Here is a 16,371-nt window from a genome sequence, read left to right as displayed (position 1 = left end):
GCTGCCGAGGAGGTGTCGGCGGTGGTGGTCATCGGGGCACTCCGAGGAGAAGTTCGAGGGTGGGCAGGACGGTGTCGGCGAGGGCCAGCACGGCCGGGTCCTCGGGCAGGGTGTCGGCGGCGGCCGCCGGGCCGGTGGCGCCCCCCGGCGCCCCGGCACCGGCCCCGCCCCGGTCGCCGAAGCCGGCGACCCGGTCCCCGATGCTGCGCCGCTCGCCCTGGGCGAAGCCGGCGAAGGTGCGGCGCAGCACTGGCAGCAGGTCGATGAAGGCCTGTTCGTTCAGGCCCGCGAGCCAGGAGTCGAGCAGCCGCAGCAGGTGCGGGTCGTGCACCAGCAGCAGGCCGCCGCCGGAGAGGAAGCCCTCCGCCCAGCCGGCCGCGTCGTCGGGCGCGGCCGCGGGGGCGAGGGCGAGCCGCATCCGCCGCGCCGCGCCGTCGGCGTCGACCCGCTCGGAGTCCAGCAGCAGGCGCACGGCCCGCCCGCGCAGCAGGCCCGGGATGCCGCCGGCCCCCGCGCCGGACGCCCCGCCGGCCGGACCCCCGGGGACACCGGTGCTGACCGGGGCCCGGTCGGCGATCCGCAGCAGCGCCGCGGCCCAGCTGTCGGACAGGTCCGGCTCGCCGAGCAGGCCGATGGCGTCGTGCGCGCGGTCCACGTGGGCGCGCAGGCCGGCCGCGGCACGGGCGTCGAGCCCGGTGCAGGCCGGCGGCAGCGCGACGCACAGCCGCACCGCGATGCCGCGGGCCACCCGGCGCAGCGCGTCGGCGTCGGTGCCGCGCACGTCGCCGTAGCGGAGCGAGCGGACCAGCGCGGGCAGTGCCTCGGCCAGCTGGCCGGCGTCGGTGTCCAGGGCCGCCAGGTCGGTGAGCGCCTGGATGACGGTGTCCAGCGCCTCGGGCAGGTCGGCCAGCAGGCACTGCTCGGCCAGCGCGGTGACGTCGGCGAGGTCGCCGGAGCGGGTGGCCCGGTCCCGCACCCTGGCCGTGGCGGCCGTCTCCACGGTGCTGCCCCACACCGCCGCTTCGGCGACCGAGACGGCGAGTTCGGGGCGCCAGTGCAGCCGCCAGGTCTCCCGGAAGGTGCCGGTGGAGCCGCGCGAGTGGGTGGGCGTGCCCCAGTCGACGTCCAGCAGCCGCAGGCGGTGCAGCAGCCGGCTGCGCAGCTGGTCGGTCTCCCGGCGCAGGTCGAGTTCGAGGTCCTTGCCGTCGGCCTGCGGGAGCAAGCGGAGGCGGCGCTGCCAGCGGGTGAGGTCCTGCTGGAGCGGGACGGCGGGCGCCTCGTCGGGCACGCCGCCGAGCGCGTCGCCGATCACCAGGCGGTCCCGGACGAGGGCGAGCGGCACGTCGGATCCGTCGCACATCACGGCGCGGACGGCGTCGGTGGCCTCCTCCAGCCCGGGCAGCGGGCGCCCGCGCATCACGGCCAGGGTCTCGGCGAGCCGCACGGCCTCGATGACGTGCGCGGAGGAGACGGCGATGTCCTCCTCGCGGAGCAGCCCGGCGACCTTGGTCATCCAGCGGGCCACCGGCCGGTCCGGCGCGGTGAACAGGTGGTGGTACCAGCCGGGGGACTCGATGCCGGCGCCGTAGCCGCCGTCCACGGTGAGCCGGCGGTGCGTCCAGGGCACCCAGGTGACGCCGGTGCGGATCTTCGGCAGGCCCTTGACCAGCGCGCGGTCGGCGCTGACGGCCGGCATCCGGGCGAGGGCGGGCACGTGCCAGGCGCCGCAGACCACGGCGATGCGGCTGTGCCCCTCCTTGACGGCGTCCCGGATCCGCAGGCGCATCCACGCCTCGCGCAGCGCGTCGGTCCGCTCGTCGGCGTCCCGGGCGGAGCCGGTGGCGGCGTCCGCGCCGGCCGGCTCCGGGAGGGTCTCGCCCTCGCGCAGCGCGGCCATGGCCTCGGCGACGGCGCGGAACGGGGCCAGGACGGTGGCCAGCGGGTCGCCGCCGGCCGCCGCGTCCGGGGCCGCCCCGTCCCGGTCCGCCGCGGCCCCCTCGCCCGCGGCGGACCGGGTGGGGGTGGCGCCGGCGAAGCGGTGCTCGACGACGTCCTCCCACCACTGCTCGGCGTCCTCGCAGCCGGCGGCGGCGGCCAGGGCGGCGATGGGGTCGGTCGCCAGGTACCGCTCCGGTCCGCCCGGGCCCTCCGGCTCGGCGGACGACGGCTGCGTGCCCGACGGCTGCGTGCTGGACGGCTGTGCGGTGGCCTGCTCGGTGGCCTGCTCCTCGGGGGCGGCAGACCGTTCGGCGGCCTCCGCGGCCTCCGCGGCCTCGGCCGCCTCCTGGCGGCGGCGCTCCGCGCGCTGCCGGGCCAGGGCGAAGGTGTGCGCGGCCGGCAGGTCGATGAACCGGACCGGGATGCCGCGCCCGGCCGCGTGCCGCAGCGCGACCCACTCCGGGGAGAACTCGGCGAGCGGCCAGAACGCCGCCTGCGCGGGGTCGTCGGCCGGCTGGGCGAGCAGGGCGACGGGCGGGACCATGTCGGGGTGGCCGGCGAGGGGCAGCAACTCGTCCGCCTCGCCGGGGCCCTCGACCAGCACGATGTCGGGCTGCCAGGCGGCGAGCGCGTCGCGCAGGTTGCGCGCCGAGCCCGGCCCGTGGTGGCGGATGCCGAAGAACTCCACGCCCTTCGGGGCGGTGGTGCGGGACGCGGCGGTGCGGGAGGCCGTGCCGCGGGGAGTCCTGCTCGTGCCGGCGGCGCGGGGGCGGCCCTTCGCCCCGGAGCCGCCCTCGGCGGCCCCCGCCGCGCCCCCGGCCTCCGCCTCGGGCGCGCTGGCGGATGCGGTCTGGGAGGTCATCGGGCCGGCACCTCGCGGCAGGCGCGGTAGAAGTCCTTCCAGCCGTCGCGCTCGCGGACGACCGTCTCCAGGTACTCGTGCCAGATCTGGGTGTCGGCGGACGGGTCACGGACGACGGCGCCCTGGATGCCGGCCGCGACGTCCGACGGGCGCAGCACTCCGTCGCCGAAGTGCGCGGCCAGCGCCAGCCCGGCGGTGACCACCGAGATGGCCTCGGCGGTGGAGAGCGTGCCGGAGGGGGACTTCACCTTGGTGCGGCCGTCCGCCGTCACGCCGTCGCGCAGCTCGCGGAAGACGGTCACCACCCGGCGGATCTCCTCGAAGCCGTCCGGGAGCCGCGGCAGGTCCAGCGAGCGGCCGAGTTGCTCGACGCGGCGGGAGACGATGTCCACCTCGTCCTCCACGCTGCCCGGCAGCGGCAGCACGACCGTGTTGAAGCGGCGGCGCAGCGCGCTGGAGAGGTCGTTGACGCCGCGGTCGCGGTCGTTGGCGGTGGCTATCAGGTTGAAGCCGCGGACGGCCTGCACCTCCTCGCCGAGCTCCGGCACCGGCAGCGTCTTCTCGGACAGGATGGTGATCAGGGTGTCCTGCACGTCGGCCGGGATGCGGGTCAGCTCCTCGACGCGGGCGATGCCGCCCTCGGCCATGGCCCGCATCACCGGGCTGGGCACCAGGGCGTCCCGGCTCGGGCCCTTGGTGAGCAGCTGGGCGTAGTTCCAGCCGTAGCGGATGGCCTCCTCCGGGGTGCCGGCGGTGCCCTGGACCAGCAGGGTGGAGTCGCCGCTGACGGCCGCCGCGAGGTGCTCGGACACCCACGTCTTGGCGGTGCCGGGGACGCCGAGGAGCAGCAGGGCCCGGTCGGTGGCCAGGGTGGTGACGGCGACCTCGATGACCCGGCGCGGGCCGATGTACTTGGGGGTGATCTCGGTGCCGTCGGGGAGGGTGCCGCCGAGCAGGTAGGTGGCCACGGCCCACGGGGACATCTTCCAGCGGGCCGGGCGGGGGCGGTCGTCGGCGGCGGCGAGCGCGGCCAGCTCCTCGGCGAACGCCTGCTCGGCGTGCGGGCGCAGGGCCGGCGCCGGCGCGGCGGAGCCGGTGCCGGGGGCGTCGAGGTCGGTGGCGGCGGTGGACATGGCGTTACTCCCCCTCGGGGCGTCAACAGACGTGGCGTGACCGATCTGTGAGGCTCCGCCGGACTGCCGTCCGCCGTGCCGCTCGGTCTGGTATCCACCATGCCCGCCGCCACTGACACCCGGGGGCCCCGGCCGTCCCCGGCCGGCTCCGCCGCCACCGCCCGGCTCCGCCGCCCCGGGCCGGGCTACCGCTCGACCACCACCCGTTCGTTGGGGACGCAGTGCGTCATGGTGAGGTTGCTGACGTCCCGGGGGCCGTTGTCGCCGAGGTTGGCCAGCCGCTGCCCGTCCTCCTCGGTGAAGGTCTGGCTGGCCAGCGGCTTCAGGTGGCGGACGTCGGCCGGGGTGATGCCGAGGCGGTCGCCGACCCGCAGCCCGAGCTCGTCCTCCACCAGGAGGAAGTGCCACACCATCCGTTCCTGGATCGGCCGGTCGCAGGCGGCCAGCTGGGAGGCGAAGTTGTCCACCAGGTCGTCCCGCTCCCACTCCTCCATCAGCCGGAAGCGCTGCCCGGCCTGCTGGTAGTCGTTGGTGCGCGGGATGCGCTTGCGGGTGACCTGCCCGGTGATCACCGGGCCCTCGTCGTCGGTGGTGGGGTACTGGCCCTCGCGCAGGCCGCCCCGGATCGACGGCTCGTAGTTGACGTGCGGGTTCTCCCCGGACTCGTCCACGTAGTACGCCATCTGGCCGTCGCGCTGGTTGGTGCGCACCGGGGCGGACTTGGGCCGGTTGACCGGCAGTTGCAGGTAGTTGGGGCCGACGCGGTAGCGCTGGGTGTCGCTGTAGGCGAAGGTGCGGCCGACCAGCATCTTGTCGTCGGAGAAATCCAGGCCGTCGACCAGCACGCCGGTGCCGAAGGCGATCTGCTCGTTCTCGGTGAAGTGGTCGGTGGTGTTGCGGTCCAGCACCATCTTGCCGACCGCCCGGGGCGGGAACTCGTTCTCCGGCCAGGTCTTGGTGTCGTCCAGCGGGTCGAAGTCCAGCTCGGAGTGCTCGTCGTCGCTCATCATCTGGACCAGCAGCTCCCACTCCGGGTGGTCGCCGCGGTCGATCGCGTCGCGCAGGTCGCGGGTGGCGTGCCCGACGTCGCCGGCCTGGATGTTCGCGGCGTCCGCCTCGGTGAGGCTGCGCACGCCCTGCTTGGGCATCCAGGTGTACTTGACCAGCCGGGTCTCTCCGCGCGCGTTCTCCCACTTGTAGGTGTTCACGCCGAACCCCTGCATGTGCCGGTAGTCCGACGGGATGCCGCGCGGGCTGAACAGGTTGACCAGCATGTGCATGGCCTCGGGGGTCTGCGACATGAAGTCGAAGACCCGGTTCGGATCGTCCCGGAAGGTCACCGGGTCGGGCTTGAGGGCGTGGATGACGTCCGGGAACTTGATGGCGTCGCGGATGAAGAACACCGCGAGGTTGTTGCCGACCAGGTCCCAGTTGCCGTCCTCGGTGTAGAACTTCACGGCGAAGCCGCGCGGGTCGCGGGCGGCCTCGGAGGAGTCGTGGCCGCCGATGACGGTGGAGAAGCGGATGGCCACCGGGGTCCGTTTGCCGCGCTCCTGGAAGAGCTTGGCGCGGGTGTAGCGGTCGATGGGTTCGTCGCCCCAGGCGCCGTACGCCTCGAAGTAGCCGAACGCGACGGCGCCGCGGGCGTGCACCACGCGCTCGGGGATCCGCTCGCGGTCGAAGTGGCTGATCTTCTCCAGGAACTGGTAGTTCTCCAGCGTCGCCGGGCCGCGGGCCCCGACCGTGCGCTGGTTCTGGTTGTCGTAGACCGGGTGGCCCTGGCGGTTGGTGAGGACTTCCCGCTTGTCGCCTTCCTCAGGGCCCAGGCTGGAGACGTCGGTCATGGGTACCTTCCGCTGCTTTCGGGGGTTCCGTCCCGGCTCCGGTGCCGGCCCCGCCCGGTTACCCCGAGCGGGGCCGGCGATTCACGCGGAAGGGTCGTCCCGGTGGTCGCGGCCTGGGCCGACGTCACGGCGGGCCCGTCGGGCGCAGCGGGCCGCGGGGGCCGGGCGGAGGCGGCGGTGCGGTCAGTCGAAGCCCCAGGGGAACCAGCGGTCGATCTCGATCACGCCGTTGACCCGCTCGTGCTCCCGCTCCGGGTACTCCGTGCCGAGGTAGTGCATGCACAGCCGGTCCAGGCCGGCCAGCCCGACGTCCGGGTACAGGGTGGTCACCCGGCCCTGGATGCCGACGTGCCGGTCCCAGTCCTCCGTGTCCATGATGGCCATGGCGACGCGGGGGTCGCGGCGCAGGTGCTCCAGGCTCTTGCGGCCCTCGTCCATGTTCACCAGGATCCGGTCGCCCAGCCACAGGTACCAGGCGGTTCCGGAGACCGGCGTGCCGTCCCGGCGCAGCGTGGTGAGGACCGCGGGGTTCGCCTTGGTGAGCATCTTCGCGACCTCGGCGGAAACAGGGGCGTTCGGCATCGCGGGCTCCTTGTCGACGTGAGACTGCGGGTGCCTGACGCGTCCGGGTTACCCGGCCACCCGACCACCATGCCGCGCCGGTGCCGAACCACCCGTTCCCCCGTCCGGGGGTGCGGCCGGCACCCGCCCGAGCTAAGCTGCGCCGCCCGGCCGGGTGGCGTGGGACGGAGTCGCCCACAGGCGGAAGTGCCGGAGTTTTCCACAGGCGCGAGTGGCGGAGTTTTCCACAGGCGGAAATCGGGGGCTGCGACCCGCTGACACCGCGTGGGATCCTGAAGAAGGGGGTCTCGCGGCCCTCCTACGGGGGGTTGCGGCCCTGGTCGCGGGTCGGGTGGAACGGGTCGGCGAGCCGGGCGCGGCTCAGTCGTCGATGCCCCAGGCGAACCACTGGTCGATGTCGATCAGGGCGCTGACCCGGCCGCGGGAGCGCTCCGGGTACTGCTTGCCGATGTAGTGGCGGGCCAGGCGGTCGATGTCCGTCAGGTCGCCGTCCGTGTAGAGCCGCGCCACGCGCCCCTGGAGGGAGACGTGCCGGTACCAGCCGTCGGAGTCCAGCACGGTGAGCGCCACCCGGGGGTCGCGCCGCATGTGCTCCAGCCGCTTGCGGCTGACGTCCATGTTCACCAGCACCTGGCCGTTCTGCCACAGGTACCAGGTGGCCACGGACACCGGCGTGCCGTCCTTGCGCAGCGTGGTGATGGTGGCCGGGTTCGCCTTGGCCAGCAGTTCGGCGACGGGTTCGGACACGGGCGGCTTCGGCATCACGGGGCTCCTTCCGCGGCCCGACGGACGGTGCCGCGGGGCGATCGGCAACACGACGGAATGCGACTACCCGGCCACCGGGCGGACATGCCGGCGCGGCGCCGGACCACCCGTTCGGGGCGTGGGCCGTGACGCGTGTGACCTCTGGGGCGCAGTGGCCGGCCGGCGGGGTGCGTGGATCCTGGCAGGTTCCTGGGAGTTCCCTGAGTTCTCCGGGCGCCCCGCGCGTCGCCGGCCGCGTGTGCCGCGCCACCGGCCCGCCGGGCGGCTGACTCACAGGAATCTCACAGAGCCCTCATAGGAGAAGGTCAGGACGGCGAGCCAGTCTGACCGCATGAAGGAAACACACCCTGGCGGCGAGCACGCGCCCGTCCCGACCCCGGAGGTGCGTCGGTGATCGTCGTCGACCAGCTCACCAAGTCCTATGGCGACAAGGTCGTCGTCGACCACCTGTCCTTCACCGTGCGGCCGGGCGTCGTCACCGGCTTCCTGGGCCCCAACGGCTCCGGCAAGTCGACCACGATGCGGATGATCCTCGGCCTGGACGCCCCCACCAGCGGCACGGTCACCGTCGCCGGCCGCGCCTACGTGGACGCGCCCGTGCCGATGCGCACGGTCGGCGCCCTGCTGGACGCCAAGGCCGTCCACGGCGGGCGGACGGCCCGCAACCACCTGCTCTGGCTGGCCCACAGCAACGGCATACCCGCCCGCCGGGTGGACGAGGTGCTGGCGGACGTGGGCCTGAAGGGCGCCGCGCACCGCCGCGCCGGCACCTTCTCGCTCGGCATGAGCCAGCGCCTGGGCATCGCCGCCGCCCTCCTCGGCGATCCCGAGGTGCTCATGCTGGACGAGCCGGTCAACGGCCTCGACCCCGAGGGCATCCTGTGGATCCGCACGCTGATGCGCCGGCTCGCGGCCGAGGGCCGCACCGTGCTGCTCTCCAGCCACCTGATGAGCGAGATGGCGCTGACCGCCGACCACCTGATCGTGATCGGCCGGGGCCGCCTGATCGCCGACACCGGCATCGAGGATTTCGTGCGGACGCAGTCCGACAGCTCCGTCCTGGTGCACACGGCCGAGGCCGGGGACGGCGAGCGGCTGGCCGGCCCGCTGCGCGCGGCCGGCGCCGAGGTGGCGGTCGAGGAGGCCGGCGGCGACGGTGACCGCCTGGTGGTCACCGACCTCACCGGGGCGCAGATCGGCCGGATCGCCGTCGCCGAGGGCATCCCGCTGGCCGAGCTGTCCCCGCGCCACACCTCCCTGGAGGAGGCGTACCTGCGGATGACGCGCGACAGCGTCGAGTACTCGGTGCACGGGGAGGGCGGGGCATGACCACCACCACGACCGGCTCCACCCCGGAGGCCGCCTCCACGGTCCCCAGCACGGCCCCCACCACCACCGACGCCGCCACCACCACCGACGCCACCGCATCCGCCCCGACCAGTGGATCTGGACCGGTCGAGGCGCCCGCCACCACGCGCCCGCCCGCCGCCTCCTGGCCGCGGACCACCTTCCGCCACACCCTGCACGCCGAGTGGACCAAGCTGCGCACGCTGCGCTCCACCGTCTACTCGCTGGTCGCGGTGGTCCTCGTCGGTGCCGGCGTTGCCGCGGTCTTCGCCTTCGCCAGCGCCCGCGAGTACCAGCAGGCCCCCGAGTTCCGGGCGGCCTTCGACCCCACTGCGGTCAGCCTGAACAGCGTCGTCATCGCCCAGTTGGTCGTGGGCACCCTCGGCGCGCTGGCCGTCACCTCCGAGTACGCCACCGGCATGGTCCGCACCAGCCTGACCGTGCTTCCGCACCGGATCCGGCTGCTGGCGGCCAAGTCGATCGTGATCGCCGCCGTCGTGCTGGTCGTCGGCGTGGTCGCCGGCTTCGCGGCCTTCTTCTCCGGGCAGTACGTGCTCGGCGCCCAGGACGTCCCACGGGACACCCTGGGCGATCCCGGCACGCTGCGCGCGGTGGTGGGCGTGGGTCTCTACCTCGCCGCGGTGGCCCTGCTGGGCGTCGCGCTCGGGGTGCTCTACCGCTCCACCGCCGCCGCGGTCGCCACCCTGGTCAGCGCCACGCTGCTGATCCCGGTCGTGGCCAACCTGCTCCCGGCGAGCTGGTCGGAGGTGCTGGTGAAGTACTGGCCGACGACCGCCGGCACCCAGATCACCACCGTCCGGTACGACCCCGCCGTCGCGCTGGCGCCGTGGGACGGTTTCGCGCTGCTGTGCGCCACCCTCCTCGTCGTCCACGCCGTCGCCGTCGCGACCTTCCGCCTCCGGGACGCCTGATGGCCGCGCCGACCAGGACGACACCGAAGGGCACCACCAAGGACGCCGCGAAGGGTGCCGCGAGGAACACCGGGGCCGGAGCCGCGCGGCCGACGCGGCCGGGAGGCACGGCGGGCGGTGAGGGCCCGGTCTGGCGGCACCTGTGGCCACCACTGATCGCCGTCGGCTGCGCCTACCTCGGCATGGTGGCGGTCGCCGTCGCCGGCCTGATGCTGCTGGGCCTCGGCTCGGCGGGCGATCCGCTCCCCGCCGCCTCCGCGGTCGTCGCCGCCGCCCTGGGCGGCTCCCTCGACCTCACGGCGGGGCTGAACGGCGCCCCGCTCCCGGTGGAGGCGGTGGGCCGGGTGCGGCTGCTGCCCCTGGGGGTGACGGCGGTCGGCCTGGTGATCCTCGCCGCCGGACTGCTCCTCCCGATGCGCCGGCAGCCGCACTGGCGGGCACGGGACCTGCTGGTCCGCTCGGCCACCGCCGTCGTCGGCTTCGTGGTGCTCGCGGCCGTCGTGGCGGGGCAGGGCGACGGCATCCTCACCATCGAGGCCGGGGAGCCGGGCGAGGGCTCGGCGCTGCCGGGCCTGCGCGAACTGCTGGGGATCGGGCAGGGCGACCAGGGCGAGGGGGCCGGGGGGTCCGGCAGCGGGCTGTTCGCCGCCGGGCTCGCCGTCGACCTGGCGTTCCGGGCCGACGTCGGCTCCGCCGTCGCCGGCGCGGCGGCCTGGGCGCTGGCGGTCGCCGTGGCGTGCTGGCTGCTGGCCCATCGGGCGCCGCTGCCACACCGGCTGGATCCGCTGCGCCGCACCGTTCGCGTCGGAACGGCGGCCGGCGCGGTCCTCGCCCTGGGCGCGGTGCTGCTCGGCGCCGTCGGCACCTCGGTGGCGGCGGCCACCGGACGCGGTGGCCCGCAGGCGATCGGCGGCGCACTGCTGGCCGGGCCGAACGCGGTCGGCGTGGGCCTGACCGTCGGGGCGGGCGTGCCGTGGACCGGGACGTCGGAGCGGTCGGCCAACACCGACGGCCTCTCCGGGCTGCTCCCCGGACTGGGCGGCGGCTCCGGCGGCTCCGGCGGCTCCGGCACCGGCGGCGGCCTCGCCGACCTCCTCGGCGGCCTGCTGGGCGGCGACGGCGGCAGCGCCGACGGCGAGGGCCCCGACGGCGGAAGCGGGGGCGGCGCAGGCGGCCTGGGCGACCTGCTGGAGGATCTCCGCGGCGGTGGCCCCGAGGGCGGGGACACCGGCGGAGAGGCCGCCGCGGGCGGCGGCGGTCTCGGCGAACTCCTGGAGGACCTCCGGGAGAGCCGGCAGAACACCGAGGAGGGGGGCGACGGCGGCGACAGCACCGACGGCGGCGGCCTGAGCCTCGGGGACATCCTCGAGGGCCTCGGCGGGGGCGGCGGCCTCGGGGGCGGCGGCCTCGGCGGGGGTGACGGCGGGAGCCTGGGCGACCGGCTCCAGGAGAACCTCGCGGAGTCCGACTCCGGTGCGCGGACCCGTCCCGCGCTGCTGCCCGGTGCCACGGACGACGGCCGGCTCAGCCTGCCCGGCCTGTTCTCCAGCAACCCCGGGGCGGCCGCGCTGCTGCTCTCCGCCACCGCGCTCACCCTGCTGCTCAGCGGCTGGTGGCTGGCCCGCGGGCTCACCGCGGCGAGCCGCACCGCCCGGGCCGCCTGGACGGCGGCGCTGCTCGGAGCACTGACCGCGGTGGCGCTGCCCGTCGTCACCGCCCTGGCCGGGGCCTCGCTGACCATGGAGGTCTCCGCCCTCGGCATGACGCTGCGCACCGTGGACACGGAGCTGGCCGGGAACGTCGGCCTGGCCGTCCTCGCCGGTCTGCTGGCCGGCGGGGTGACCGGTTTCCTCGGCGGCCTGCTGGCCCGGCCGTATGCTCGCGGGGGCGGCGCCGGCAGCGGAGGCGGCGACGGCGGGGGTGAGCGACCGGGTGCCCGCGGTGGCACGGGCGGCGGCGACCGCGAGCCGGCCGGCGCACGGGCGGCCGGTACGCGCACGGCCCGCTGACCGCCTGGGACAGCGATCGGCACGGACGGCGGGTGGCGGATGACGAGTCGGGAGATTGCTCGGGAGCACGGCGGGGCGGGCGGCGGCCGGCCGGCGGCGGAACACCTGCTGGTGGTGGACGACGAACCGAACCTGCGCGAGCTGCTGTCCGCCACCCTCCGCTTCGCCGGCTTCACCGTCACCTCGGCGGCCAGCGGGGCGGAGGCCCTGCGGCTCGCCGCCGCCACCCCACCGGACCTGGTGCTGCTCGACGTGATGCTGCCCGACATGGACGGGTTCGAGGTCCTGCGACGGCTGCGCGCCCCGGCCGCGCCGCCGTCGCGGGCCGGCCGACCGGCGGAGATCCCAGTGCTCTTCCTGACGGCCCGGGACGCCACCGAGGACAAGATCGCCGGCCTCACCGCGGGCGGCGACGACTACGTCACCAAGCCGTTCAACCTGGAGGAGCTGATCGCCCGCATCCGCACCGTCCTGCGCCGCAGCGGCGCCGGCTCGGGCGGCGTGGCGGAGGATCCGCGGCTGGTGGTGGGCGACCTCGAACTCGACCCGGCCGGCCACCTGGTCCTCCGCGCCTCCCGTCCGGTCCGGCTCTCCCCCACCGAGTTCCGGCTGCTGCACTACCTGATGCTGAACACCGGCCACGTGCTGTCCAAGGCACAGATCCTGGACCACGTCTGGCGGTACGACTTCGGCGGCGACCCCAGCATCGTCGACACCTACATCAGCTACCTGCGGCGCAAGGTCGACACCCGCGGGCCGAAGCTGATCCACACCGTGCACGGCGTCGGCTACGTCCTTCGCCGTCCGCCCTCGTGACGCCCTCCGGCGGGACGACCGGGCGGAGCGCCCGGGCCCTCCGGCCGCGCCACGTCGGCCTCGGCGCCGGCGTCCGGATCGGGCGCTGGTCGCTGCGCGCCCGGCTGCTCTGGCTGAGCGCCGCCCTGCTCGCCCTCGGTCTCGCGCTGAGCAACACGCTGGTCATCGACGCGCTCCACCGCAACCTGGTGAGCCGGGTGGACGAGCAGCTGCTGCCGCTCGGCCAGGTGCTGTCCCGCCCGTTGGTGTCCCTGATCATCGAGGGACGCGAGGGCACCGGCGCGCCCGAACCCGACCTGCCCAGCGGGGCCGAGCTGGTGGGTGGCGCCGACCTGGAACTCGACCTGCTCAGCACCCTCTACGTGGCCCGGTTCGCCCCGGACGGCACGGTGGACCAGGTGCTGCGGCTCACCGGGCCGCAGGGCTCCGGCCCGGACCTGCCGACGCTGGACGCCGCCGCCGTCTCCCGCTTCGAGGGACGGCCCTTCGACGTCCCGGCGCTGGACGGCTCGACCACCTGGCGGGTGGTGGCGCTGCCCTTCACCACCCGGACCGACGCCACCGGCACCGATCCCACCGGCGGCACCGGGAGCACGGGCGGCACCGGCCCGGGGGCCACCACCCCGACCACCGGCACGACCGACACAACCGACACAACCGGCGCGACCGGCGCGACCGGCGAGGGGCGAGGGCCCGCGGCGGCCGGCGGCGAGGGCAGCCTGGTGGTGGCCACCTCGCTGAACAACGTGGACGCGACGATCCGCCAGCTACGGCTGTACTGCCTGGTCATCGGCGCCGTCACGCTGGCCGTGGTCACCGCGGCCGGCTGGTTCGCGGTCTCCGCCGGGCTGCGCCCGCTGCGGCAGGTGGAGCGGACCGCCTCGGCGATCGCCGACGGGGACCTCTCCCGCCGGATACCGGAGCTGGCCGCCCCGGGAACCGAGGTGGGCCGGCTGTCGGCGTCGCTGAACGGCATGCTGGGGCAGATCGAGCGGGCGTTCTCCGCCCGTGAGGCCTCCGAGGCGCGGATGCGGCGGTTCGTCTCGGACGTCAGCCACGAACTGCGCACCCCGCTGTTCGGGATCAAGGGGTTCAGCGAGCTCTACCGGATGGGCGGACTGCCGGAGCGGACGGACGTCGACCAGGCGATGGCGCGGATCGAGAACGAGTCGGCGCGGCTGGCCCGGCTGGTGGAGGACCTGCTGCTGCTGGCCCGGATCGACGAGCACACCGGCGGCGCGCAGACGCTGCCGCTGCGCCCGGCGCCCATGGACCTGCGGACGCTGGCCGCCGACGCCCGGGGGGACCTGCGGGCGCTGGACCCGAGCCGCCCGGTGCGGCTCACCGGCCCCCAACCGGAGCCGGAATCGGAGCCGGAGCCGGAACGGGAGTCGGAACGGGAACGGGAGCCCGAGCCGGAGCGGGGCGGCGAGCCGGGGCCGCCCGGGCCGGCCCCGGTGCTGGGTGACGAGGCCCGGTTGCGCCAGGTCGTCACCAACCTGGTGGGCAACGCGGCGGCGCACACCCCGGCCGGGACGGCGGTGCGGATCGGCGTGGGGACCGTCGGCGGCGAGGCCGTGTGGGAGATCGCCGACGAGGGGCCGGGGCTGCCGGCGGACCAGGCCGAGCGGGTCTTCGACCGCTTCTACCGGGGCGACGACTCGCGCACCCGGGTCGGCGGCGGCGGTGCCGGCCTGGGGTTGTCGATCGCCCGCTCGCTGGTGGAGCTGCACGGCGGCCGGATCGAGCTGCGGACGGCGCCCGGGCGGGGCGCGACCTTCCGGGTGGTGCTGCCGCTCGCCCCGACCGATCAGCCCGGGCCCGACTGAGCAGACTGCCCCGGCTCATCAGACCGGCACCGAGCGTGCCGCCGGCCCGGGGTGACGGACGCTCCGTCGATCGGCCGGGCCGGCGGGCGCCCGCTCACTCCTCGCGGAGCGTGAGCGCCGAGGCCGGGCAGAGCTGCACGGCCTCCCGCACGGCGTCGAGGTCCTCCGGCTCCGGCGGCGCGGTCAGCACCACCAGGCCGTCCTCCTCGCTCTGGTCGAACACCCGTGGCGCGGTGAGGGCGCACATCCCGCCGCCGACGCACCGTTCGCGGTCGATCTCCAGCTCCATCGCTTCCGGGCTCCCGCCGTCACCAGGCCACCGGGAGCCGGTGCACCCCGTAGATGTTCATGTCAGTGCGGGTGGGGACCTCCTCGGCCGGCACCGCGAGCCGCAGCGTCGGGAAGCGCCGGAACAGTGCCGGCAGGGCGCTGCGCAGCTCGATCCGGGCCAGTTGCTGCCCCAGGCACTGGTGCACACCGTGGCCGAAGCCCAGGTGGCCGCTGGCCGCCCGGCCGAGGTCCAGTTCGTCGGGGTCGCTGAACCGGGCCGGATCCCGGTTGGCGGCGGACAGCGACACCCAGACGTTCTCCCCCTCCCGGATCAGCTCGCCGTCGAGTTCGACGTCCTCCAGGGCCGCCCGCCCGGTGCCGTTGTGGATGACCGTGAGGTAGCGCATCAGCTCCTCCACCGCCCCGTCGGTCAGGGCGGGGTCGGAGCGCAGCGCCTCGGCCTGCGCCGGGTGCTGGAGCAGCGCGAAGGTGCCCAGGCCGATCATGTTGGCCGTGGTCTCGTGGCCGGCGACCAGCAGCAGCAGCGCCATGCCGGCCAGCTCGTCCTCGTTCAGCTCCTGGTGGGCGGCCAGGCCGCTGAGCATGTCGTCGGTCGGTTCGGCGCGCTTGCGGACGGCGAGTTCCCGCAGGTAGGCGGTCAGGGCGGCCATGGCGGCCATCCCCTCGTCGGCGCCGGTGTCCAGCCGCACCATGGTGCTGCTGTGCCGCTGGAAGTCGTCGCGGTCGGCGTAGGGCACGCCCAGCAGTTCGCAGATCACCAGCGAGGGGATTGGCAGCGCGAACGCCTCCACCAGGTCGACCGGCGGTCCGGCCTGCTCCATGGCGTCGAGGTGTTCCTCCACGACGCGTTCGATCCACGGGTGCAGCTGGTTCATCCGCCGCACGGTGAACTGGCCGGTGAGCAGCCGGCGGTAGTGGGTGTGGTCCGGCGGGTCCATCGCGATGAAGAACCCGGGGGGCGCCGGTCGGCTGGTCAGCCGCTCGGCGACGGGCCGGTGGATGGGCGTGTGCCGTAACTCCATCCGGGCGCTGAAGCGCGGGTCGGCCATCACCGTGCGGGCCAGCGCGTGGCTGGTGACCAGCCATCCGAGGTGGCCGTCGGGGAAGGACAGCCGGCGCAGCGGCCGCTCCTCGCGCAGCCGTGCCAGCTCCGGCGGGGGGTCGAACGGGCAGCCACCGCGCCGTGCGGTGGGGAGCGTGATCGGCTCCCAGGTCGTGGTGGACGAGGCCTCAGGCATCTGTCGTTCCTCACTGTCGACGTTGACGTGCCCGACGCCGCCATCAAACACCAACGAGAGTAAGTTTTCAATCGATGTAAAAATCCCGGCCATATAAAGTTGGCACATGGCGGAGCGACTGAGACAGACGGAGCCGGCCGGGCCGGCCGGCCTGCGGGAGAGGAAGAAGCAGCGCACCCGACGGGCGCTGTTCGAGGCGGCGATGCGCCTGTTCGCGGAGAAGGGCTACGAGCAGACCACGGTCGCGGAGATCGCCGCGGCGGCGGACGTCTCCACCAAGACCCTGTTCAACTACTTCCCCGGCAAGGAGGACCTGGTCTTCGCCTACAACCGGGTGCGCCTCGACCTCCTGCTGGAGGTGGTCGCGAACCCGGAGGCGGACGAGGCCCCGGTCGACCTGCTGGCCCGGATGATGCGCACGCTCCTGACCGCGGTCGCGGACGAGGAGACCGGCGCGGACCTCGCGCTCAGCCGGCTCCGCCTGCACCTGCTGAAGACCGTGCCGGAACTCCAGGCCCGCGCCCTGATGCTGACCCTGGACATCCAGCGGCAGCTGGCCACCGAGCTGTGCAAGAGCTACCCGGACCGGGTCGATCCGACGAGCGCCGCCGCCGCCGTCGGCACCCTGATCGGGGCCGCCCAGGCCAGCGGCCTGGCCGCGCTGGAGCAGGGCGCGTCGACCGGGGAGATGAAGGCCGCGGCGTGGCGGGGGGTGGAGGTCGCCCTGGCGGGTGTGCGCCACGCCGACCTCGGGGTCGCCCCCGCCACGCCCTCTGATTGACCGG

The 16,371-nt window shown here is 75.1% G+C and carries 13 protein-coding genes; 6 read left to right on the top strand and 7 right to left on the bottom strand.

The genetic code is table 11. The features are described 5' to 3' along the window. Window positions 1-28 precede the first annotated feature (28 nt). The 5 genes from FHU37_RS24540 to FHU37_RS24520 form a co-directional block, all read right to left on the bottom strand. A complete protein-coding gene (locus FHU37_RS24540) occupies window positions 29-2,800 on the bottom strand; it encodes a DUF5682 family protein (protein WP_246451275.1) in 2,772 nt (923 codons plus the stop codon). Further along, window positions 2,797-3,933 carry an ATP-binding protein gene (locus FHU37_RS24535; RefSeq protein WP_179816844.1) on the bottom strand — a complete coding sequence of 379 codons (1,137 nt, stop codon included), beginning with the start codon at window positions 3,931-3,933 and terminating at the stop codon, window positions 2,797-2,799. Before FHU37_RS24535 ends, FHU37_RS24540 begins: the two co-directional genes overlap by 4 nt. Before the next feature lie 185 nt (window positions 3,934-4,118). After that, window positions 4,119-5,777, bottom strand: a complete 1,659-nt coding sequence (locus FHU37_RS24530) for a catalase (RefSeq protein ID WP_179816843.1) — start codon at window positions 5,775-5,777, stop codon at window positions 4,119-4,121. Between the two features lie 183 nt (window positions 5,778-5,960). Next, the gene (locus FHU37_RS24525; RefSeq protein WP_179816842.1) at window positions 5,961-6,359 is read right to left on the bottom strand and encodes a TIGR03618 family F420-dependent PPOX class oxidoreductase; all 399 of its coding nucleotides are present in this window, start codon (window positions 6,357-6,359) and stop codon (window positions 5,961-5,963) included. A 360-nt stretch (window positions 6,360-6,719) separates the two neighbouring features. Next, window positions 6,720-7,121: a PPOX class F420-dependent oxidoreductase gene (locus FHU37_RS24520; protein ID WP_179816841.1), complete on the bottom strand. Its 402-nt coding sequence runs from the start codon at window positions 7,119-7,121 to the stop codon at window positions 6,720-6,722. 393 nt (window positions 7,122-7,514) lie between these two features. Here FHU37_RS24520 and FHU37_RS24515 point away from each other — a divergent pair, with 393 nt between their 5' ends. The 5 genes from FHU37_RS24515 to FHU37_RS24495 are packed head-to-tail and all read left to right on the top strand — an operon-like array spanning window position 7,515 to window position 14,057. Next, window positions 7,515-8,453 carry an ABC transporter ATP-binding protein gene (locus FHU37_RS24515; RefSeq protein ID WP_179816840.1) on the top strand — a complete coding sequence of 313 codons (939 nt, stop codon included), beginning with the start codon at window positions 7,515-7,517 and terminating at the stop codon, window positions 8,451-8,453. After that, window positions 8,450-9,403, top strand: a complete 954-nt coding sequence (locus tag FHU37_RS24510; RefSeq protein WP_179816839.1) for an ABC transporter permease — start codon at window positions 8,450-8,452, stop codon at window positions 9,401-9,403. The genes FHU37_RS24515 and FHU37_RS24510 overlap by 4 nt, the downstream gene beginning before the upstream one ends. Beyond that, the gene (locus tag FHU37_RS24505; RefSeq protein ID WP_179816838.1) at window positions 9,403-11,412 is read left to right on the top strand and encodes a streptophobe family protein; all 2,010 of its coding nucleotides are present in this window, start codon (window positions 9,403-9,405) and stop codon (window positions 11,410-11,412) included. The genes FHU37_RS24510 and FHU37_RS24505 overlap by 1 nt, the downstream gene beginning before the upstream one ends. Window positions 11,413-11,451: 39 nt before the next feature. Further along, window positions 11,452-12,228, top strand: coding sequence for a response regulator transcription factor (locus FHU37_RS24500; RefSeq protein ID WP_179816837.1), 777 nt, complete (start codon window positions 11,452-11,454; stop codon window positions 12,226-12,228). Beyond that, entirely contained in the window at window positions 12,225-14,057 is a 1,833-nt protein-coding gene (locus FHU37_RS24495; protein ID WP_312892836.1) for a sensor histidine kinase, read from the top strand. Before FHU37_RS24500 ends, FHU37_RS24495 begins: the two co-directional genes overlap by 4 nt. A 94-nt stretch (window positions 14,058-14,151) precedes the next feature. On the opposite strand, the gene FHU37_RS24490 is transcribed toward FHU37_RS24495, so the two are convergent. Beyond that, the gene (locus FHU37_RS24490) at window positions 14,152-14,346 is read right to left on the bottom strand and encodes a ferredoxin (RefSeq protein WP_179816836.1); all 195 of its coding nucleotides are present in this window, start codon (window positions 14,344-14,346) and stop codon (window positions 14,152-14,154) included. Between the two features lie 19 nt (window positions 14,347-14,365). After that, window positions 14,366-15,586, bottom strand: coding sequence for a cytochrome P450 (locus FHU37_RS24485; RefSeq protein ID WP_179816835.1), 1,221 nt, complete (start codon window positions 15,584-15,586; stop codon window positions 14,366-14,368). A gap of 106 nt (window positions 15,587-15,692) precedes the next feature. On the opposite strand from FHU37_RS24485, the gene FHU37_RS24480 reads away from it, so the two are divergent. Further along, a complete protein-coding gene (locus tag FHU37_RS24480; RefSeq protein ID WP_179816834.1) occupies window positions 15,693-16,367 on the top strand; it encodes a TetR/AcrR family transcriptional regulator in 675 nt (224 codons plus the stop codon). Window positions 16,368-16,371: the final 4 nt, after the last annotated feature.

It is taken from the genome of Allostreptomyces psammosilenae (assembly GCF_013407765.1).
GTDB classification, from domain to species: domain Bacteria; phylum Actinomycetota; class Actinomycetes; order Streptomycetales; family Streptomycetaceae; genus Allostreptomyces; species Allostreptomyces psammosilenae.
The sequence above is the reverse complement of the archived record's forward strand: the minus strand, read 5'-3'. Positions and strand labels throughout refer to the sequence as shown.

Bases quoted from the DNA above. Each gene is read 5' to 3' on its own strand.
- FHU37_RS24505 (WP_179816838.1), top strand. From the start codon at position 9,403: ATGGCCGCGCCGACCAGGACGACACCGAAGGGCACCACCAAGGACGCC.
- FHU37_RS24480 (WP_179816834.1), top strand. From the start codon at position 15,693: ATGGCGGAGCGACTGAGACAGACGGAGCCGGCCGGGCCGGCCGGCCTG.
- FHU37_RS24510 (WP_179816839.1), top strand. From the start codon at position 8,450: ATGACCACCACCACGACCGGCTCCACCCCGGAGGCCGCCTCCACGGTC.
- FHU37_RS24500 (WP_179816837.1), top strand. From the start codon at position 11,452: ATGACGAGTCGGGAGATTGCTCGGGAGCACGGCGGGGCGGGCGGCGGC.
- FHU37_RS24540 (WP_246451275.1), bottom strand. From the start codon at position 2,800: ATGACCTCCCAGACCGCATCCGCCAGCGCGCCCGAGGCGGAGGCCGGG.
- FHU37_RS24525 (WP_179816842.1), bottom strand. From the start codon at position 6,359: ATGCCGAACGCCCCTGTTTCCGCCGAGGTCGCGAAGATGCTCACCAAG.
- FHU37_RS24530 (WP_179816843.1), bottom strand. From the start codon at position 5,777: ATGACCGACGTCTCCAGCCTGGGCCCTGAGGAAGGCGACAAGCGGGAA.
- FHU37_RS24485 (WP_179816835.1), bottom strand. From the start codon at position 15,586: ATGCCTGAGGCCTCGTCCACCACGACCTGGGAGCCGATCACGCTCCCC.
- FHU37_RS24520 (WP_179816841.1), bottom strand. From the start codon at position 7,121: ATGCCGAAGCCGCCCGTGTCCGAACCCGTCGCCGAACTGCTGGCCAAG.
- FHU37_RS24490 (WP_179816836.1), bottom strand. From the start codon at position 14,346: ATGGAGCTGGAGATCGACCGCGAACGGTGCGTCGGCGGCGGGATGTGC.
- FHU37_RS24535 (WP_179816844.1), bottom strand. From the start codon at position 3,933: ATGTCCACCGCCGCCACCGACCTCGACGCCCCCGGCACCGGCTCCGCC.